15 protein-coding genes are annotated in these 15,060 nt (G+C 63.6%); 9 read left to right on the forward strand and 6 right to left on the reverse strand.

The window, feature by feature from the left end; all coding sequences use genetic code 11:
* Positions 1-24: 24 nt before the first annotated feature.
* The 6 genes from MLD63_RS02240 to MLD63_RS02265 all read left to right on the forward strand — a co-directional run bounded on the left by MLD63_RS02240 (position 25) and on the right by MLD63_RS02265 (position 4,302).
* Complete coding sequence (locus tag MLD63_RS02240; RefSeq protein ID WP_255328208.1) at positions 25-426, forward strand: ketosteroid isomerase-related protein; 402 nt, start codon at positions 25-27, stop codon at positions 424-426.
* Positions 423-1,007 carry a GNAT family N-acetyltransferase gene (locus MLD63_RS02245; RefSeq protein WP_255328209.1) on the forward strand — a complete coding sequence of 195 codons (585 nt, stop codon included), beginning with the start codon at positions 423-425 and terminating at the stop codon, positions 1,005-1,007. Before MLD63_RS02240 ends, MLD63_RS02245 begins: the two co-directional genes overlap by 4 nt.
* Positions 1,004-1,858, forward strand: coding sequence for a carbon-nitrogen hydrolase family protein (locus MLD63_RS02250; protein ID WP_255328210.1), 855 nt, complete (start codon positions 1,004-1,006; stop codon positions 1,856-1,858). Before MLD63_RS02245 ends, MLD63_RS02250 begins: the two co-directional genes overlap by 4 nt.
* Before the next feature lie 86 nt (positions 1,859-1,944).
* Positions 1,945-2,370, forward strand: coding sequence for an alternative ribosome rescue aminoacyl-tRNA hydrolase ArfB (gene arfB / locus MLD63_RS02255; protein ID WP_255328211.1), 426 nt, complete (start codon positions 1,945-1,947; stop codon positions 2,368-2,370).
* On the forward strand, positions 2,367-2,825 hold the full coding sequence (locus MLD63_RS02260) for an NUDIX hydrolase (protein ID WP_255328212.1): 459 nt from the start codon (positions 2,367-2,369) through the stop codon (positions 2,823-2,825). Before arfB ends, MLD63_RS02260 begins: the two co-directional genes overlap by 4 nt.
* 31 nt (positions 2,826-2,856) lie before the next feature.
* Positions 2,857-4,302 (forward strand): inorganic phosphate transporter, encoded by a 1,446-nt coding sequence (locus MLD63_RS02265; RefSeq protein ID WP_255328213.1) that lies wholly within the window; start codon positions 2,857-2,859, stop codon positions 4,300-4,302.
* Positions 4,303-4,309: 7 nt separating this feature from the next.
* On the opposite strand, the gene pncB is transcribed toward MLD63_RS02265, so the two are convergent.
* Entirely contained in the window at positions 4,310-5,617 is a 1,308-nt protein-coding gene (pncB, locus tag MLD63_RS02270; protein ID WP_439957608.1) for a nicotinate phosphoribosyltransferase, read from the reverse strand.
* The gene (gene pncA / locus MLD63_RS02275) at positions 5,614-6,210 is read right to left on the reverse strand and encodes a bifunctional nicotinamidase/pyrazinamidase (RefSeq protein WP_255328214.1); all 597 of its coding nucleotides are present in this window, start codon (positions 6,208-6,210) and stop codon (positions 5,614-5,616) included. Before pncA ends, pncB begins: the two co-directional genes overlap by 4 nt.
* A gap of 160 nt (positions 6,211-6,370) precedes the next feature.
* On the opposite strand from pncA, the gene MLD63_RS02280 reads away from it, so the two are divergent.
* Positions 6,371-7,963 carry an SLC13 family permease gene (locus MLD63_RS02280; protein ID WP_255328215.1) on the forward strand — a complete coding sequence of 531 codons (1,593 nt, stop codon included), beginning with the start codon at positions 6,371-6,373 and terminating at the stop codon, positions 7,961-7,963.
* Between the two features lie 36 nt (positions 7,964-7,999).
* On the forward strand, positions 8,000-8,899 hold the full coding sequence (trhO, locus tag MLD63_RS02285) for an oxygen-dependent tRNA uridine(34) hydroxylase TrhO (protein WP_255328216.1): 900 nt from the start codon (positions 8,000-8,002) through the stop codon (positions 8,897-8,899).
* A gap of 10 nt (positions 8,900-8,909) precedes the next feature.
* On the opposite strand, the gene MLD63_RS02290 is transcribed toward trhO, so the two are convergent.
* Positions 8,910-9,638 carry a proteasome-type protease gene (locus tag MLD63_RS02290; RefSeq protein ID WP_255328217.1) on the reverse strand — a complete coding sequence of 243 codons (729 nt, stop codon included), beginning with the start codon at positions 9,636-9,638 and terminating at the stop codon, positions 8,910-8,912.
* A 170-nt stretch (positions 9,639-9,808) separates the two neighbouring features.
* Here MLD63_RS02290 and MLD63_RS02295 point away from each other — a divergent pair, with 170 nt between their 5' ends.
* Positions 9,809-11,779, forward strand: a complete 1,971-nt coding sequence (locus MLD63_RS02295) for a bifunctional 2',3'-cyclic-nucleotide 2'-phosphodiesterase/3'-nucleotidase (RefSeq protein WP_255328218.1) — start codon at positions 9,809-9,811, stop codon at positions 11,777-11,779.
* Between the two features lie 2 nt (positions 11,780-11,781).
* On the opposite strand, the gene MLD63_RS02300 is transcribed toward MLD63_RS02295, so the two are convergent.
* From MLD63_RS02300 to MLD63_RS02310, 3 genes are read right to left on the reverse strand one after another with little or no spacing between them, the layout of a single operon-like run.
* Complete coding sequence (locus MLD63_RS02300; RefSeq protein ID WP_255328219.1) at positions 11,782-12,588, reverse strand: transglutaminase family protein; 807 nt, start codon at positions 12,586-12,588, stop codon at positions 11,782-11,784.
* A gap of 3 nt (positions 12,589-12,591) precedes the next feature.
* Complete coding sequence (locus MLD63_RS02305; protein ID WP_255328220.1) at positions 12,592-13,548, reverse strand: alpha-E domain-containing protein; 957 nt, start codon at positions 13,546-13,548, stop codon at positions 12,592-12,594.
* Between the two features lie 14 nt (positions 13,549-13,562).
* Positions 13,563-14,978, reverse strand: coding sequence for a circularly permuted type 2 ATP-grasp protein (locus MLD63_RS02310; RefSeq protein ID WP_255328221.1), 1,416 nt, complete (start codon positions 14,976-14,978; stop codon positions 13,563-13,565).
* Between the last annotated feature and the right edge of the window lie 82 nt (positions 14,979-15,060).

Genomic DNA, 15,060 nt, shown 5'->3' on the forward strand with positions numbered 1-15,060 from the left:
GCGGCACATCCAAGGAGCTTGCCGATGGACCCCAAGTCGCTGATCGCCGCCTATTTCGATGCCTTCAATGCGGGACGGACCGACGAGATGCTGGACCTGCTGCATGACGAGGTCGAACATCACGTGAATGAGGGCAAGATCCGTCGCGGCAAGGCCCTGTTCGCAGAGTTCAACGACCACATGACCGAAAGCTACCGCGAGAACCTGACCGATCTGGTGATTTTCGTGGATGACAGCGGCACCCGCGCAGCCGCCGAATTCGTGGTCAACGGTACGTATCTCAAGACCGACCCCGGTCTGCCCGAGGCGAACGGCCAGACCTATAGCCTGCCTGCCGGGTCCTTCTTTACGCTCAGGGACGGCAAGATTGCCCGCGTGACGACCTACTACAACCTCGCGGACTGGACGGCCCAGGTTTCCGCATGAGCCGTATCCGGGTCCTGACCGGCGACGACCTGCGCAACGCGCTTGATGACGTCGCACGGTTGCGGATCACAGTATTCCGGTCTTTTCCCTATCTCTATGACGGCGATGCCGCTTACGAACGCGACTATCTGCAGGCCTATCTCAAGCCCGGCGCGGTCGTCGTGGTGGCGGAAGACGACGAGGGGCGCATCGTCGGCGCATCGACCGGGGCGCCGATGGAGGATCATGCAGAAGATTTCGCCGCAGCCTTCGCAGATCGCCCGGAACGGCTGGATGAAATCTTCTACTGCGCCGAATCCGTTCTGCTGCCCGAACACCGGGGTGAGGGGATCGGTCATGCCTTCTTCGACGCGCGAGAGGATCACGCCCGCAGTCTCGGCCGGCGATACGCCGCCTTTTGCAGCGTCATCCGACCGGCGGATCACCCCGACCGTCCTGCGGACTATCGACCGCTTGACGGATTCTGGCGCAAGCGCGGTTACGCCCCTTTGCCGGGTGTCGTCGCGCGGTTCAGCTGGAAGGATCTGGGTGACGCTGAAGCTACCGAGAAACCGCTGCAATTCTGGATGCGCGAGCTATGAAAATCGCAACCGCGGCCTATCCGCTCGACTGGCTTCAGGATTTCAACGCCTACAGTTCCAAACTGACCGGCTGGGTCAAAGCGGCGAAGGGCGCCGACCTGCTGGTCTTTCCCGAATACGGCGCGATGGAGCTGGCGAGCCTTGGCGGACGCGCGGTGGCGGCGGATCTCGAACGCTCGCTGCACGAGGTTGCGCGGCACGCGGATGCGGTATCGGATCTGCATGCACGGCTCGCCCGCGATCATCGCTGCCACATCCTCGCAGCCTCCGGCCCGGTCTTCGAGGGTGAGAGGCCTGTGAACCGGGCGGTGCTCTACGGCCCCGGAGGCATCATCGGGCATCAGGACAAGCAGATCATGACCCGGTTCGAGCGCGAGGAATGGGATGTGGTCGGCGCACGCGGCCTGCGGCTCTTCGACACAACCTTGGGACGGATCGGGATCCTGATCTGCTATGACGCGGAATTTCCGCTTCTCGGCCGCGCGCTGGTCGAGGCTGGGGCCGAACTGATCCTGGTTCCGTCCTGCACGGATACGGTTGCGGGCTTCACGCGTGTCCGCATCGGCGCGATGGCCCGTGCTTTGGAAGGACAATGCGTCGTCGTTCAGTCACCCACCGTCGGCACATGCGACTGGAGCCCGGCGGTCGATGAAAACCGCGGACGCGCCGCGATCTATGGTCCGCCTGACGGTTTCTGGCCGGAAACCGGTGTGATCGCCGAAGGTGCGATGGACGCACCGGGCTGGGTCATCGCCGAAGTCGATCTGTCGCGCGTGGCCAAAAGCCGCACCGAGGGCGCGGTGCTGCCGTTCGCGCACTGGCCGGAATCAAGGCCCGACGGCGAACAGTGAGTCCGCGGTGCCTCACCGCGCATAAATTCACGCTGCGTTAACATACTTTTGGTGTAATTCAGCCGTCCACACCATATCTTGGGGCGATGCTTTACATCACCGACCAGATCGTTCTCGAGGAATGGGAGCTTTCCGAATCCTTCACCCGCGCACAGGGCCCGGGCGGTCAGAATGTGAACAAGGTGTCGAGCGCGGTTGAATTGCGGTTCGAGGCAGAGCGTTCGCCGAACCTTCCCGACCCGGTGAAGCGTCGGTTGCAGCGGCTGGCCGGTCGCCGGTGGACTAGCGACGGCGCCATCGTGATCCTGTCCCAGGAAACGCGCAGCCAGGTACGGAACCGCGAACTGGCTCGAGAACGGCTGGCCGATCTGATCCGCCGCGCCTCGGTCGCGCCGCGCCGGCGGATTGCAACGCGACCGACCCTCGCCAGCAAGCGGCGCAGGCTTCAGTCCAAGACCCAGCGGGGTCAGGTCAAGGCGCTGCGCGGCAGGGTCGAGGAATCCGGCGAATGACCATGGGTCTTCGGCAATCTCTCGACATGATCCTTGGGCGGCGCCCGCCTGCGATGCAGGTCGGTGCCATCTGCGTGGACCCGGCCAATGGCAAGGTCCTGCTGATCACCAGTCGCGGCACCGGGCGCTGGATCATCCCCAAAGGCTGGCCGATGAGCGGCAAGAGTCTGCCGGGCGCCGCAGCGGTCGAAGCGTGGGAAGAGGCGGGCGTGACAGGCCGCATCGATCCGCAGGAGATGGGTCGCTACCGTTACGACAAGGTGCGCGACCATGGCTTCGGAACACCGGTCGAAGTCCGCGTCTTTCGTCTGGACGTGCAGACGCTGAAGAACAACTTCCCCGAACGCGCCGAACGCGAGCGGGCATGGTATGCCCCGGCCGAAGCCGCACGCCTCGTCGCCGAGCCCGGTTTGTCCCAGATATTGTCCGCAATGGACAAGGGACCGCGCGCTTGATCGGGACCCTTGCGGCGAGCTAGGCGCATTCATGGCCCGACGTTCCACACCCGAATACCGGATCCTCGACAAGGATCTGGCGCGCGTCTCGGATATGGAGAGCGCGCATCGCCATGCCGCGCGGCCGGTACTGGGACTTGGCGCAATCGTCGTTCTGTGCGCCGCGCTGGCGATCCTGGCGGTCGGCATCGTCGCTGGGCTGCATGGCCCCGTGATCTTGGCCGCCGGATTGGCGCTGGCCGCCTATCTGGCGCTTTCGATCGGTGCGAACGATGCATCAAACGCGCTCGCTCCCGCCTTCGGTGCGGGCTCGGTCGGACTGGGGGCCGGACTGGCGCTGATCGGGGTCGCGCAACTCGCCGGAGCGTTGTTGGCTGGCCATTCGGTCACCGAGCGTCTGGCGACGGGCATCGTCGGGCCCGTACCCCTCGCAGGTGATCAGCGGACCGCACTTGCGATGCTCGCCGCGCTGCTCGGCGCCGGGGCGTGGATCAGCTTTGCCACATGGCGTCGATTGCCGGTCAGCACCACGCATTCCGTGGTGGGCTCGATCGCCGGAGCTGGATTGGTCGTCCACGGAGCAGGCGCGGTCGCATGGCAGAGTCTGGCCTACATCACAGCGATCTGGGTCTGCGCACCGGTGATCAGTGGCTGCATTGCAGCGTTGCTGCTGGCCTTCCTTCGCCACACCGTCGGGAACGCAAAAGACCGGATCAGCGCCGGCCTAATATGGCTGCCGGCCATGATCGCTGCTATGGGGGCGAGCTTCGCGATCTACCTGCTGGACCTGATTCTGGCGGTCCCCGGCCCGCTTATCTGGACAGTGACGCCGATGACTGCCGGGCTATCCTGGTGGTGGACCCGACGCAGGCTGGAGCGTGACATCGCCCGGCAGGCAGAGCCCCGGCCCGCGCTGAAGCGGTTGCTGGCCGGGCCCCTGCTGGTCGCGGCGGTCCTGCTGGCCTTTGCCCACGGCTCGAACGACGTGGCCAACGTCGCCGGTCCGTTGTCGGTGATCGTCGAGCGAAGCGCGTTCGACAGTCCAGACATGTCATTGGAGCGTAGCGCGCTGCTGCTTGCGGCGGGGGGGATCGCGCTTGGTTCGGTCATTTTCGGTCGTGCGCTGGTTCGCACGGTTGGCGGCGGCATCACCCGACTGAACGCGGCGCGTGCGCTCTGCATCACCTTGGCGACCACAGCGACGGTGCTGACCGCGTCGTGGGTGGGCCTGCCCGTCTCGACCACGCATATCGCCGTCGGCGGAGTCTTTGGTGTGGGGTTTTTCCGCGAATGGGACGACCGACGACGACGCCGGGACGGCCGTGCCGAATTCCCGGTCGAGGAACGCCTTCGCCGCAGGCTCGTGCGGCGCAGTCATGTCGTGTCGATCCTGGCGGCATGGCTGGTGACGATCCCGGTTACCGCCGGGCTGGCCGCGCTGTGCTGTTTTGCGATCCTGACGCTAGCTTCGGGTTAGGCAGTCCTCAAACGAGGACCGCCTGCCGTTCCTGCGCACCGACCGCAAAGACATCCTTGTAGCGCGCGATCTCGTCCGCCGGGCCTGTCGCCTTGGCCGGATTGTCCGACAGCTTGACGGTTGGTCGCCCGTTTGCGGCCACCGCCTTGCAGACTAGCGAGAACGGCGCCAGCCCGTCGCCCGCGACCAGTCCGCGGAAATCGTTCGTCAGCAGCGTGCCCCAGCCGAAGCTGACCTTCACCCGGTCATGGAAGCGATTGTAAAGCCGCTCGATCATCGCGACGTCCAGGCCGTCCGAGAAGATGATCAGCTTCTTGCGAGGGTCCTCACCCCGCTCGCGCCACCAGCGGATGGCGGTCTCGGCACCTGCGACGGGATCGCCTGAATCGATGCGCACACCGGTCCATCCCGCCAGCCAGTCAGGCGCGTTGGCGAAGAATCCATCGGAGCCGTAGGTATCGGGCAGGATGATCCGCAGGTTGCCGTCATGTTCCTCGTGCCAGTCGGCCAGAACGTGATACGGAGCCTCGCGCAGCTCGGCATCGCTGTCGGCCAGCGCGGCATAGACCATCGGCAATTCGTGCGCGTTGGTCCCGATGGCTTCGATATCGCGACGCATGGCGATCAGGCAGTTCGACGTACCCGTGAACCGGTCCCCCAGCCCTTCGATCATCGCCTGCACGCACCAGTCCTGCCACAGGAAACCGTGGCGCCGTCTGGTGCCGAAATCGGCGATCCGCAGACCAGGACCAAGCCCGCGAAGCGCCTCGACCTTTTCCCACAGCCGCGTCATCGCGCGCGCGTAAAGGATCTGCAGCTCGAAGCGGCCCATATCCTTGGTGACGGCGCGCGACCGCAGTTCCATCAGGACCGCAAGGGCCGGGATCTCCCACAGCATCACCTGGGGCCATGGGCCTTCGAAGGTCAGCTCATACTGGCCGTCGCGCTTTTCCAGATGATAGGCGGGCAGGCGCAGTCCTTCCAGAAACTCCATGAAATCGGGGCGGAACATCTGTCGCTTGCCATAGAAGGTATTGCCGCGCAGCCATGTGCTTTCGCCACGGGTCAGGGACAGGCTGCGGACATGGTCTAGCTGCTCACGCAACTCCCCCTCGTCGATCAGATCCGCGAGCCGGACATCCTTGCTGCGATTGATGAGGCTGAAGGTCACGTTCGTTTCCGGCCGGTTGCGGAACACGGACTGACACATCAGCAGCTTGTAGAAATCGGTATCGATGAGCGAACGGACGATCGGGTCGATCTTCCACTTGTGGTTATAGACACGGGCGGCGATGTCGACGATCGGACCGCTCATATCAGCTGGACCCCGGCGCTGCGCATGTCGTTACGCGCCTCTTCCATGCTGCCGTCCAGGTCGATCGCACGGGTCGCGCTTTCGATCACGCGAACCTCGAAACCCAGCTCTGCAGCGTCACGCGCGCTCCACGCGACGCAGAAATCGTGGGCCAGGCCAACGAAGGTCAGCACGCCGATCTGACGCTCGCCCAGATAGCTGCTCAGCCCGGTCGGCGTCTCATGATCGTTCTCGTAGAAGGCCGAATAGCTGTCGACATGCTTGCGAAAGCCCTTGCGCAGGATCAGGTCCGCCCGGTCGACGTTGAGGTCGCGATGAAAGGCCGCGCCATGCGTCCCTTGCACGCAGTGTCGTGGCCACAGGACCTGGGGACCGTAGGGCATCGTTGTCAGAGTGAAGGGCTCGGCGCCGGTATGGTTGTCAGCAAAACTGGTGTGGTTGGCCGGATGCCAGTCCTGCGTCAGGATCACGGCATCGAAGTCCTTCATCATCGCGTTGATCGGATCGACGATCTCATCCCCGCCCGCCACCGCAAGTGCGCCGCCCGGACAGAAATCGTTCTGCATATCGATCACGATCAAAGCGTTGGCCATGCGGACGTCTCCGATTTGCGCTGCGTCTCTGCGTATGGGGCGGCGGCGGGTGCGTCAATGGCCGCGACCGTTGCGCGCCTGGGTTGCAACAAGCGCTGGCAATGCGCCGCAGGTCCGATAACGTGAACCGAGGCCGGTTGACCAAACATCGGAGGGCGGAATGAGTCTGGACGAAAATCTGCACCAACAGGGCGAGTTCGAAGAAAAGGCGCCATCGCGATCAGCCGCCTGGACCTGGGGTCTGCGCGCGCTTGGCATCGTTCTGGCTCTGCTGGTCTGGCTGCTGCTGGGCGCGTCCGAAGGGCTGTCGCCCGATGGACGCATCGTCGCGGCTATCGGCACGCTGATGGCGATCTGGTGGATGACCGAGGCGATCCCACTGTCGGCAACCTCGCTTCTGCCGATCGTTCTGATCCCCGCCTTCACCGAACAGACCGTCAGTCAGGCGACGGCGCCTTACGCGAGTTCGATCGTCTTTCTGTTCCTCGGCGGCTTTCTGATCGCAATCGCGATGGAGAAGTGGCATCTTCACCGTCGCATCGCACTGCTGACGCTGCACCGGGTGGGGGTTCAGCCCAAGCGCATCATCCTTGGCATGATGCTGGCCACAGGATTTCTGTCGATGTGGGTGTCGAACACCGCGACGACGCTGATGATGCTGCCCATCGGGCTGTCCGTTCTGGCGCTCGTCGTCGAACGCAGCCGGCACACGTCGCAGGGTGCCGAAGTCGCCGATCAGATCGGCCAGGGCGGCACGATCAGCGAAGTGATCGACGATGAAAATATCCGGCGTTTCGGCATCTGTCTGGTCCTTGCCATCGCGTGGTCGGCGACGATCGGGGGTCTGGGAACGCTGCTGGGCAGCCCGCCGAACGCCATCGTGGCCGGATATGTGTCTGATGAGCTTGGCCGGTCGATCGGGTTTCTGCAGTGGATGATGATCGGCCTGCCCCTCGCCGCCGTCTTCGTGATGATTGCATGGCTTCTGATGACCAACGTGCTGTTCCGCTTTGATCTGGCAGAGATCCCCGGCGGCAAAGCAATGATCGAGGAGCAGATCGATGCGCTTGGCCCCGTCAGCCAGGGCGAGCGGATGGTGATGGTCGTCTTCGGGGGCGCTGCCTTCCTGTGGGTCGTGCCCGGCCTTCTGACCAGCATCACCGGGTCCGACCTCGGCTTTCTGGGTGCGCTGGACGACACCGCCATCGCCATATTCGCGGGCATCATGCTGTTCATCCTGCCCGCGCGCGGCAAGACGACGATGGTGCTGGAATGGAAGGACGCCGAAAACGGTTTGCCGTGGGGCGTCCTTTTGCTGTTCGGCGGCGGTCTGTCGCTGGCAGGTGCCGTCGCGTCCAGCGGCCTTGACCAATGGTTCGGGCAGCAGGTTCAGGGACTGGGCGCGCTGCCCCCGTTGCTTCTGGTGGCTGCTGTGGTGACCATCGTGTTGTTCCTGACCGAAATCACCTCGAACACGGCGACAGCGGCGACCTTCATCCCGATCCTCGGCGGGGTCGCGGTGGGCATCGGGGTCGATCCGATGGCGCTGTTGATCCCGGCCGCCTTCGCCGCCACCTGCGCCTTCATGCTGCCGGTCGGCACACCGCCCAACGCGATCGTTTTCGGCACCGGCGCGGTGACGATCGGCCAGATGGCGCGCGGCGGGTTCGTCCTCAACCTTGTCGGGATCATCCTGATCACGATGTTCATCTATCTGATCGGCGGGTTCGCCCTGGGGATCGCGTTCGGCTGATTTGACGGAGGGTTCGGCGGCGGCTATGGGCGGAAGATGCCCATCGTCGCCGCCCTCTATCGCTTTACCCGCTTTGCCGATCCCGCATCGTTGCAAGGCCCGTTACTGACGGTCTGCGAAGAGAACGGCGTTCTGGGCACGCTTCTGCTGGCGCCCGAGGGGATCAATGGCACCATCGCGGGCGAGCGGACAGGGCTGAATGCCGTACTCGCGGCCATCAAGGCGCTGCCGGGTTGTGCTGACCTGTCATGGAAGGAAAGCCCCGCTGAGACGATGCCATTCCGCCGAATGAAGGTGCGGCTGAAGCGCGAGATCGTCACGATGGGCCGGCTTGGCGTCGATCCGACCGCCGCGGTCGGGCGCTACGTTGAGCCCGGTGAGTGGAACGAGCTGATCTCCGCCCCCGATGTCGCGGTGATCGACACCCGCAATGACTACGAAGTGGCGATCGGCAGCTTCGCCGGCGCAATCGATCCGGGCACGGCAAGCTTCCGCGACTTTCCGGCCTGGTGGCAGGCCAACGCCGATCGCTTCCAAGGAAAGCGGATCGCGATGTTCTGCACCGGCGGTATCCGCTGCGAGAAGGCCACCAACTTTCTGCTAAGCGAAGGCGCGCCCGAAGTCTTTCATCTTCAGGGCGGCATCCTGAAATATCTGGAAGACGTGCCGGAGGCCGACAGCCTTTGGGACGGCGCCTGCTTCGTCTTCGATCAGCGTGTCAGTGTTGGCCATGGCCTGACACCGGGCGGACACAGCCTGTGCCATGCCTGTCGCCGTCCGCTGGGCGAGGCAGAGCGCGCGCATCCCGACTTCGAAGAGGGTGTCTGCTGCCCGCATTGTGTGGATGAATACGACACTGCAGACCGCGACCGATTTCGTGAGCGTCACCGCCAAGTCGCACTCGCCGCAAAACGCGGCGAATTCCACCTCGGCTAGGTCGCGCCGGTCAGATCGCGATTTCCACAAAGCTGTTGCGCAGGGCAGCCGACCATGCATGGCTCATGCGCGAGAATTCCTCATCGCCTTCCAGAATCCGGCGCCGCGCGGACACGGTGCAGGCGTTCTTTTCGATGACCGCCATGTCGAGCGGCATGCCCACCGACAGGTTCGAGCGCAGGGTCGAGTCCATCGACAGAAGCACCGCCTTCTGGCCATCCGCAAGGCTGGTCGCCGGGGTGATCACGCGGTCCAGGATCGGCTTGCCGTATTTGTGCTCGCCGATCTGCAGAAATGGCGTGTCCTCTGTCGCCTCGATGAAATTGCCTTCGGGATAGATCAGGAACATCCGCATATCCCCGCCCTCGCGTTGTCCGGCGACGATCATGCTGGCCGAGGCCTGTCGTTGCGACAGGTCGCGGCTCATCTCGGATATCTCGCGACGGGTGCGCGACAGGCTGTCGCCGATGATCGAGGCGACCTGCAACATCGTGGGCGCGAGCAGGATCGAGGTTGTCTCGTCCGCCATCTCGTCCTCGACCGCCTCTTCCAGCCGGGCGAGCGTCGTCTGTGTCACCGACAACGAGCCGGCGGTCATGATCACGATCACCCGCTCACCGGGATTCTCGAAGAAGAACATCTTGCGATAGCAAGCGATGTTGTCGAGGCCGGCGTTGGTCCGCGTGTCCGAGAGGAGCACGAGCCCCGCGTTCAGTTTCAGTCCGACACAATAGGTCATCGGCATTCTCGATAGCGTATCGGGGGCGATCCTATGCCGCGGACCTCGCGCTCGCAAGCGGCGTGGCTTGTCAACCGTGACGGGCTGGCGCAGGCTGGCACAGGCCCCGTCACGCGGCTGCCACGAACCCGTGCGACAGGCTGGCCCATTGTCACCCGAGGAATTTCACCATGATCGTTCACCCGATGAGCCGCCGCCGCTTTCTGACAACCACAACGGCGGGCGCCGCGATGGTCGTGCTTCACCCCTTCTCGGCCCGGGCGCAGGCAGGTCAGGCGCATCTGCGGATCATGGAGACGACCGACCTGCACGTGAACATCTGGCCCTATGATTATTATGCCGACGAAGCGGACGACAAGGTCGGCCTGGCGCGTACCGCGACGCTGATCAACGGCATCAGGGCCGAGGCTACGAACGCCATCCTGCTGGACAACGGCGACTTCCTTCAGGGTAGCCCAATGGGCGACTACATCGCCTACGAACGCGGAATGGATGACGGGGAGATGCATCCCAGCATCACCGCGATGAACACGGCCGGGGTGGATGCCGGAACGCTGGGCAACCACGAATTCAACTACGGGCTGGAATTCCTGCAGAACGCGCTGGTCGGCGCCGATTTCCCCGTTGTCTGCTGCAACGTCGCGACAAGTGAGGGTGAAACGCCGGACCAGGATCAGACGCTGGTGCCGCCCTACACGGTCCTGAGTCGCGACCTGACCGACGGCGCGGGCGAGATCCATCCGATCCGCATCGGCCTGATCGGCTTCGTGCCGCCGCAGATCATGCAATGGGACCGCAAGCATCTGGAAGGCGCCGTGACCGCGCGAGGGATTATCGAGGCGGCCGAGGCCTGGGTGCCGAAACTGCGCGAAGAAGGGGTCGATCTTGTCATCGCACTCAGTCATTCGGGCATCGATCCGCTGCCGCTGGAACCGGGCGCCGAAAACGCGTCGCTGGCCTTGGCGGGAATGGATGGAATCGACGTGGTGCTGACCGGGCATCAGCATCTGGTCTTCCCCGGCCCCGATTACGAGGGGGTCGAAGGCGCCGACATCGAAGCCGGCACGTTGGCCGGCAAGCCGGCCGTGATGGCGGGCTTCTGGGGCAGCCATATGGGCCTGATCGACCTGATGCTGGAACGCGACGGCGACGGCTGGCGGATAGCCGGACACAGCGTGGAGGCGCGTCCGATTTACGAGCGTGACGCCGACCGCAACGTAGTGCCCCTGGTCGACAGCACGGAAGCGGTCGAGCAGAGCGTGGCCGAGGAACATCAGGCGACGCTGGACTATGTGCGCCAGCCGGTCGGCAAGACCTCGGCCCCGCTTTACAGCTACTTTGCGCTGGTCGCCGACGATCCCAGCGTTCAGATCGTGACGAATGCGCAGGCCTGGTACATCGAACAGATGATGCCCGGCACGGAAAACGAGGGCTTGCCGATCCTCTCGGCCGGCGCACCGTTCAAGGCGGGCGGCCGCGGTGGCGCGGACTACTATACCGACGTTCCGGCGGGCGATATCGCAATCCGCAATGTGGCCGATCTTTATCTGTATCCGAACACGATCCGCGCGGTGAAGATCACCGGGGCTCAGGTCAAGGACTGGCTGGAACGCAGCGCCGGCATGTTCAACCAGATCAATCCGGGCGAAGCGAATCAGGTTCTGCTGAACCCGGATTTCCCCAGCTACAATTTCGACGTGATCGACGGGGTGAGCTACGCGATCGATCTGTCGCAACCATCGAAATACGACGGCGAGGGTGCCGTCGCGAACGAGGGTGCGAGCCGGATCGTCGATCTGAGCTTCGACGGCCAGCCCATCGATCCCGAGGCGGACTTCATCGTGGCGACCAACAACTATCGTGCGGGTGGCGGAGGCAATTTCCCCGGCAACGACGGCAGCACCGTTATCTTCGAGGGCCCCGACACCAATCGCGACATCATCGTGCGCTACATCGTCGATCAGGGCACCATCGACCCGGCAGCGGACGGTAATTGGCGCTTCGCGCCGCTTGATGGTGCGACCGTCCTGTTCGAGACCGGACCGAAGGCAGCGGATTACCTTGATGCCGTAGAGGGCCTGACCATCGAACCGGCGGGCGAGGGCGACGACGGGTTCGCGCGCTACCGCATCACGCTGTAGCCCTACTGCTCCATCTCTTCGACATTGACGGCGACGTTCAATCGTTCATCGCCAAAGCCAGAGCGAATGCCACGGATCGGTGCCGCGTCGCGCGCGTCGAGGCCCGATCCAAGCCGGACGTAGCGCTCGTCCGGGCAACACCCGTTTGCAGCGTCGAATCCAACCCACCCCAGACCGCTCACGTGGATTTCAGCCCAGGCATGGGCCGCATCATGGGACGAGCCGTCAGCAGTCGAATGAAGATATCCGGAGACGTAGCGCGCGGGCAGCCCGCGTATGCGCGAGATCGAGATCAGCGCATGGGCGTGGTCCTGACAGACGCCTTCGCCAAGGGCCAAGGCCTCGGCAGCTGTTGTCTGCATCTCGGTCACGCCGGGTGCGTAGGCGATCGCCTCGCGAACGCTGCGCGACAGATTGTGCGCAAGATCCAGCCCGTCCGAACCTTGCGCATCGCGAGCCAATGCCTTCAGGGCATCGTCGGGTTCTGTCGCCTCCGTCTCGCGCAGGTAGGTCAGCGGGTTGATGATCTCGCGATGGCCGCGCAGCACGCCGGCCGTGTCGCGCGTTTCGACAAAACCGGCGATTCGGACGATGATTTCCTCGACCGGGCCGCGGACGGTCCAGCCTTCGATCCAGTCGCCCGCACCGTCGCGGAACGCCGGGCCCCGCATGCCGCCGGTCACATCGATCGACCATTCATGCGTCCGCTGTCCTTCAGAGACCGACGGTGTCAGCCGCAGGCTTTGCACCAGATTGCGGGCGGGGGTTTCGTACTTGTACCCGGTTTCGTGGGTGATGCGCAGTTTCATGGCTCAGACCGCCCCCGTCAGATAATCGGCGTGGATCAGGTTGGTGACTTCTGCCAGTTCTGAAATGATCCCGCTCAGGAACTCGTGGAGCCCATCGTCGAAGATCTGATCGATCTCGGTCGTCTGAAGCTTTTCGAGAAGCTCGCGCGCCTTGTCGCGCGCATGGGCCGGCACACCATCACCGTAACGGCGGCCGAGCCCTTCAAGATGCCAGACCGTCTCATAAAGCGAGGTGATGAGCGAGCGGGGGCTTTCGCCGTTGAGGATCAGAAAATCCGCAACGCGCGTCGCGGTGATGTCGCCGCCATAGGCCCAATGAAATGCCCGATGGGCCGATAGCGACCGCAAGATGACCTGCCACTGGTAGGTGTCCAGTTCGGATCCGATGAACTCGACATGAGGTAGCAGCACGAAATACTTGACGTCGAGGATACGCGCCGTCGCGTCAGCCCGCTCGATCCCGTAGCCGAGATTCATGAAGTGCCAGCCATCGTTACGCAGCTGCGTCGTGTTGATCGCGCCACGCACGGTGGAAGCGTTTCGGGTCACGAGATCGGTCAAGCCGGCCATGTCCAGCTGACCGCGCGGCGTCCGCTCGACCTTGCGCAGACCCTGGTAGGACGTGTTCAGCGCGTCCCAGACTTGACCGGTCAAAGCGGTCCGCACGATCCGGCCGCTTTCGCGCGCCTTTTCGAACGACGACACCACCGAGGACGGATTGTCGCGATCGAAAAACAGGAATTCCGAAATCCCTTCTTCGGTCACGTCACCATGCTTCTCGGCGTAGAGCGCCGCGTTGCCCGACGCATTCAGCAGCGATTTCCATTCGTTCTGGTAGCCCTCGGCGGTGTTGGGCAGCAGCGTGATACGCTGGCCCACGTCAAGAAGCCGGGCACTGGTTTCGGCACGCTCCAGATGGCGGGTCATCCAGAACAGGTTTGCGGCGGTGCGGCTTAGCATCTTTGTCCCCTCCCTTATTCCGACAGGACCCAAGTGTCCTTGACCCCGCCACCCTGCGACGAGTTCACGACAAGACTGCCTTCACGCAGCGCGACGCGGGTCAGACCGCCCGGCACCAGCTCGATCCGATCGCCGCACAGGCAGAATGGTCGCAGATCGACATGTCGCGGAGCCACGCCTTCCTCGACGAAGGTGGGCGCGGTCGACAGGGACAGCGTCGGCTGTGCGATGTAGTTCGACGGGTTCGCCTCAATCTTCTTTCGGAAGATCTCGATCTCATCCTTGGTCGATTTGGGTCCGACAAGCATGCCGTAGCCGCCGGATCCGTGAACTTCCTTCACGACCAGATCGGGCAGGTTATCCATGACGTATTTGTAGTCGTCATCCTTCCACAGCGTCCAGGTATCGACGTTCTTTAGAATCGGCTCTTCGCCCAGATAGAACCGGACCATCTCAGGCACGAAGGTGTAGATCGCCTTGTCGTCCGCGACGCCCGCGCCGGGCGCAGAGCAGATCGACACGCCGCCAGAGCGGTAGACGTCCATCAGACCGGGCACACCCAGCATGGAATCCGGGCGGAAGCAGAGCGGGTCGATATAGGGATCGTCCAGCCGGCGATAGATCACGTCCACCCGCTTCGGCCCTTGGGTCGTCCGCATGTACACGAACTCACCATCCACGAACAGATCCTGCCCTTCGACCAATTCGACGCCCATCAGGTTGGCAAGGAAGCTGTGCTCGTAATAGGCGCTGTTGAAATGGCCTGGGGTCAGGATCACGCAGGTGGGGCGGTCCTTGCATTTGGACGGGGCGACCGATTCCAGCGTCCGGCGCAGCAGATTCGGGTACTGGTCGACCGGCTCGATCCGGTTCGTGCGGAACAGATCAGGAAACATCCGCATCATGATTTCGCGGTTTTCCAGCATGTAACTGACGCCCGACGGCGTACGGCAATTGTCTTCCAGCACGAAGAATTCGTTCTTCCCGGTGCGGACCAGATCGGTGCCGATGATATGGCTGTAGACACCGCGTGGGGGGACGACGCCGACGACAGCCTTTTCATAGGCTTCGTTCTGGTAGACCAAACGGGAGGGGATGCGCCCCGCACGAAGAATCTCTGCCCGGCCATAAACGTCGCGAAGGAACGCGTTCAACGCGCGGGCGCGCTGCTTGATGCCACGTTCCAGCCGCCGCCATTCGTTCTGTTCGAAAACGCGCGGCATCATGTCGAAGGGGATCAGCCGGTCGGGATCGCCGCCTTCACCGTACACCGCGAAGGTGATCCCGATACGGCGGAACAGATCTTCGGCCTCGGCCTGCTTCATCTGACGCAGATCGGACGGCATCGTCTCGACCCATTCGCGCAGCATGGCGTAGGGTTCGCGAACCGACTTACCGTCGCTGTCATACATTTCGTTGAAGTAGGTCATCCCGTTCCCCCGTTGGGCCTGTCCGCGCTCCTTCGATGCTGAAGGATTCATCGGCTCAGGCTGCTAGGGCAACCGGAAAAAC

This window comes from Paracoccus albicereus (genome assembly GCF_024359525.1).
Taxonomy (GTDB): Bacteria; Pseudomonadota; Alphaproteobacteria; order Rhodobacterales; family Rhodobacteraceae; genus Paracoccus; species Paracoccus albicereus.

Excerpts from the sequence above, each read along its gene's own strand:
- MLD63_RS02245 (WP_255328209.1), top strand. The coding sequence starts at position 423 with ATGAGCCGTATCCGGGTCCTGACCGGCGACGACCTGCGCAACGCGCTT.
- MLD63_RS02290 (WP_255328217.1), bottom strand. The coding sequence starts at position 9,638 with ATGACCTATTGTGTCGGACTGAAACTGAACGCGGGGCTCGTGCTCCTC.
- MLD63_RS02300 (WP_255328219.1), bottom strand. The coding sequence starts at position 12,588 with ATGAAACTGCGCATCACCCACGAAACCGGGTACAAGTACGAAACCCCC.
- pncB (WP_439957608.1), bottom strand. The coding sequence starts at position 5,617 with ATGAGCGGTCCGATCGTCGACATCGCCGCCCGTGTCTATAACCACAAG.
- MLD63_RS02265 (WP_255328213.1), top strand. The coding sequence starts at position 2,857 with ATGGCCCGACGTTCCACACCCGAATACCGGATCCTCGACAAGGATCTG.
- MLD63_RS02280 (WP_255328215.1), top strand. The coding sequence starts at position 6,371 with ATGAGTCTGGACGAAAATCTGCACCAACAGGGCGAGTTCGAAGAAAAG.
- MLD63_RS02250 (WP_255328210.1), top strand. The coding sequence starts at position 1,004 with ATGAAAATCGCAACCGCGGCCTATCCGCTCGACTGGCTTCAGGATTTC.
- MLD63_RS02295 (WP_255328218.1), top strand. The coding sequence starts at position 9,809 with ATGATCGTTCACCCGATGAGCCGCCGCCGCTTTCTGACAACCACAACG.
- MLD63_RS02240 (WP_255328208.1), top strand. The coding sequence starts at position 25 with ATGGACCCCAAGTCGCTGATCGCCGCCTATTTCGATGCCTTCAATGCG.
- arfB (WP_255328211.1), top strand. The coding sequence starts at position 1,945 with ATGCTTTACATCACCGACCAGATCGTTCTCGAGGAATGGGAGCTTTCC.
- pncA (WP_255328214.1), bottom strand. The coding sequence starts at position 6,210 with ATGGCCAACGCTTTGATCGTGATCGATATGCAGAACGATTTCTGTCCG.
- MLD63_RS02305 (WP_255328220.1), bottom strand. The coding sequence starts at position 13,548 with ATGCTAAGCCGCACCGCCGCAAACCTGTTCTGGATGACCCGCCATCTG.
- trhO (WP_255328216.1), top strand. The coding sequence starts at position 8,000 with ATGCCCATCGTCGCCGCCCTCTATCGCTTTACCCGCTTTGCCGATCCC.
- MLD63_RS02260 (WP_255328212.1), top strand. The coding sequence starts at position 2,367 with ATGACCATGGGTCTTCGGCAATCTCTCGACATGATCCTTGGGCGGCGC.
- MLD63_RS02310 (WP_255328221.1), bottom strand. The coding sequence starts at position 14,978 with ATGACCTACTTCAACGAAATGTATGACAGCGACGGTAAGTCGGTTCGC.